The organism is Tropicimonas aquimaris, from assembly GCF_042676185.1.
Taxonomy (GTDB): Bacteria; Pseudomonadota; Alphaproteobacteria; order Rhodobacterales; family Rhodobacteraceae; genus Tropicimonas; species Tropicimonas aquimaris.
In genome coordinates, this window is record NZ_JBHTJT010000057.1 from 1 (window position 1) to 3,258 (window position 3,258).

Genomic DNA, 3,258 nt, shown 5'->3' on the forward strand with positions numbered 1-3,258 from the left:
AGATGGAACCAAGGCGGGTCATGCACTAACAATCAAACCGGACCAGTCAGATCAGGCTCCCCACTCGCCGCCGAGCGTACCAATGTGTCGCTGGATATGGACGGCCCGGCCGACATCCTTGTTGTCGGTGTGCCGCGCAACTTCCACTACGGGCCCGGTATGGGCACCAATCCCTGCCTGATGGGGCTTGGCCTCGGTGGCCAGCTCTCGCGCTGCTGGAACGCACTCCGGCCCGACCCGGTCCTGATCGCGGTCTCGGTCTGCGACGGCTGGTTCAACAAGGCTTGGTTCCCCTCCTACGAGGAGACCTATCAACAGCTTCAGAAATACGCTCGGATCGAGGATTATCTGGCCTCGGAAGATGCGCGCGAAATGGCAATGCACCCGGAATACCGCTACGCATATTCAAACTTCTACGCGTATCACCCGTTCCATGCCATGTCGATGTTGTCGGGTGGGGCGATCCCCTCGAAGCGCTGCCAGAAGGTGCTGATTGCCGGCGCGAAGAAGCCGGAATACGCGCGCGGAATCGGGCTGACCACGGTCCCGACCTTCGAGGACGCCATGCGGGACGCCGAACGCTATGTTGGCAAGAATCCCCGCATTCTCTGCACGCCGGAATGCTTCTCCGGCGGGGCGGCGCCGCATCTGCATCTCAAGGAGTGATGACGATGGCAAACGTAACCATTGTCGGCTTTGGGGTCATGGGCCGCGCGGCCGGGCGGCTTCTCCTCGATGCAGGGCACGCGTTGCGGATCAGCGACCCTGCGCCGGCATCGCTGGCCGCCGCCGCCGAAATGGGCGTCGAAGCCGTTTCGCTCGGCGCGGTTGCCGACCGGCCCGGTCTGGTGTTGCTTTTCCTACCGGGCCCGGACCAGATCCGTCACGTCGTCTCCGGTGCCGGCGGATTGCTGGCGACGGCGAAAGCGCCAATCACCATCGTGGATCATTCCACTGCGAATCCCGAGGTCGCACGTGACATGGCCGAACTCGCCGCGGCACAGGGCCATCACTGGATCGACGCGCCGGTCCTTGGCCGCCCGCAGGTCGCGGGAAAGTGGACCCTGCCCATCGGGCAGACAGAGGGCGCGCTTGAAGCTGCACGCCCCGTCCTTGAGTGCTATGCCGCGAACCTCTTCGAGATCGGGGAAGCGGGGTCTGGCCATGTTGTCAAGTTGCTGAACCAGATGATGTTTGGTGCGATCAATGCGATGACAGCCGAGATGATGGCGGTCGCGGAACGGCTCGGCGTGGCGCCGGCACGGCTCTACGAGATCATGATGGCCTCCAATGCCGCCACCGTCAGCAATCTCTATCGCGAACTCGGGAAACGAGTGTCAGAGGATCGCTACGACGAGGCCACATTCAGCATGCGGTTGCTGGAGAAGGATGTCCGTCTCGGCCTCGAGATGGCCCGCGCCGCCGGCCTGGAGCCGAAGGTCGGGGCCAGCGTCGCCGCGCTGAACGAGGCCGCGCTGGAGCCTGGCCTTGGCGACGAAGACACCGCCGTGCTCTGGAAGGTTGTCGCCAGTGACAGGTGATCGCCTCCATTTGCATCTCGACCCGATGGGCGGCATCGCCGGCGACATGATGCTGGCGGCCCTGCTCGACGCGTTCCCGGACCTGGAACAGCCGGTCACTGACTTGGCCGCCACAATCGGCCCCGGTATCTCGCTTAAGCTGACGGAGGCGCGCGAAAAGGGGCTGCGGGGCCGGCGGATAGCCTTCGACCTGCCAACGACCGAACGCGGACCGCGGCATCTTCCGGACTACAGGACGCTACTCCAAGCCACCGCTCCCGATCCCGGCGTCGCAGGCCGCGCGCTCGACATTCTTGAACGGTTGGCTCACGCCGAGGCAACCGTTCATGGCGTCCCGCTCGACAAGGTGCATTTCCACGAGATCTCTGATTGGGATTCCATCGCCGACATCCTGCTGACGTCTTTCGTTCTGGAGCGGATTGGGATCGTCAGCGCCTCCACCTCGCCAATCCCTCTCGGGTCTGGTCAGATCGAGACCGAGCACGGCACGATGCCGGTCCCGGCGCCAGCGACCCTCGAGCTCCTTCGCGGGCGCGACGCGATTGACGATGGACGCCCCGGCGAAAGGGTCACACCGACGGGTGCGGCAATACTCGCGCATCTCGAACCTGCGTCGCGGCGGCCTCTCGGGCAAATGCGCCTGCAAAAGGCCGGATACGGGCTCGGGAACCGCTCCCTTGACGGCATGGCGAACTGCCTGCGCTTGTCATTCTTCCAATTGGATGCGTTGCAACCGGAGCGGGACAGGGTGGCCATTCTCACCTTCCATATCGACGATCAGATACCGGAAGACCTGGCCGTGGCGCTTGATCGGCTGAGGGGCCGGCCTGACGTTCTGGACGTGCTGCAATTTACCGTTCAGGGCAAGAAGGGACGAACGGCCTTCCGGTTGGAGGTCATTTGTCGCGAAGAGGCCGCGGATGCCGTGGCGCATGCGTGTTTCGGCGAGACGACGACGATCGGGATGCGTCTGCATCGCGAAGACCGACTCCTGCTTCCTCGGCGAGAAGTGACGGTCGAGCGCAATGGCATGCGAATCCGCACAAAGTTGAGTGTCCGTCCGGATGGTACGACGATTGTCAAACCAGAGAACGACGACGTCGCCCAGGCCGGCGAAAACGACGACCGAAGCCGCATCCGTCTAGATGTGGCGAATGCCCTCTCAGGTCGCGGGATAGGAGAGGCATGACTTAGCTTGCTCATGACGACCAGCACACCCCTGGCCGAATTATTGGAGTGGGTGAACTACGCTTTCACAAAGAAATCCACCGATCGAAACAAGTAACGGAGCCAAATGATGAAAATGCTTGGTGCCTTTCTGGTCCCGCTGTCGGCCTTGCCCGCCGTGGCGCATGATGCCGGTTCGATTGCCCATGTTCATCCCCACGGGATGGAGGTTTTTGCCGTCGCTGCGGTCGGTCTGGCATTTGCCGGATTTGTCGCTTGGAAGGCAAGGAACCGGTAGCGAACCTTCCGTCGGGTGCTGTCAGACGGATTCGAACCGGTCTCAGGTCGGACAGTAGTCCTACCCCTTATGCCGCGCCGAGTTGACGCCACTCGGCGAGAGCGGCTGCGCGGTTCTTCTTGAAGTTGGACCTGGAGGAGAGGCTGCGCTCCGAGTTGAAATGGTTGAAGACCGAGGCGTGGACGGCGGTGGGGAGCCTGATCTGACTGGTCCGGTTTGATTGTTAGTGCATGACCCGCCTTGGTTCCATCT

At 62.8% G+C, this 3,258-nt stretch carries 3 protein-coding genes and 1 pseudogene; 3 read left to right on the forward strand and 1 reads right to left on the reverse strand.

Features of this window, described 5'->3' with window-relative positions:
• The first annotated feature begins 84 nt into the window (after positions 1-84).
• Genes ACFQ2S_RS23065 through ACFQ2S_RS23075 form a run of 3 tightly spaced genes read left to right on the forward strand, consistent with a single transcriptional unit; the run spans position 85 to position 2,730 of the window.
• Complete coding sequence (locus ACFQ2S_RS23065; protein ID WP_386078603.1) at positions 85-666, forward strand: hypothetical protein; 582 nt, start codon at positions 85-87, stop codon at positions 664-666.
• Positions 667-671: 5 nt separating this feature from the next.
• Positions 672-1,541 (forward strand): NAD(P)-dependent oxidoreductase, encoded by an 870-nt coding sequence (locus ACFQ2S_RS23070; protein ID WP_386078606.1) that lies wholly within the window; start codon positions 672-674, stop codon positions 1,539-1,541.
• On the forward strand, positions 1,531-2,730 hold the full coding sequence (locus tag ACFQ2S_RS23075) for a LarC family nickel insertion protein (protein WP_386078609.1): 1,200 nt from the start codon (positions 1,531-1,533) through the stop codon (positions 2,728-2,730). The genes ACFQ2S_RS23070 and ACFQ2S_RS23075 overlap by 11 nt, the downstream gene beginning before the upstream one ends.
• Before the next feature lie 343 nt (positions 2,731-3,073).
• On the opposite strand, the pseudogene ACFQ2S_RS23080 reads toward ACFQ2S_RS23075, so the two are convergent.
• Positions 3,074-3,193, reverse strand: a pseudogene (locus ACFQ2S_RS23080) (IS6 family transposase); the annotation flags it as partial.
• Between the last annotated feature and the right edge of the window lie 65 nt (positions 3,194-3,258).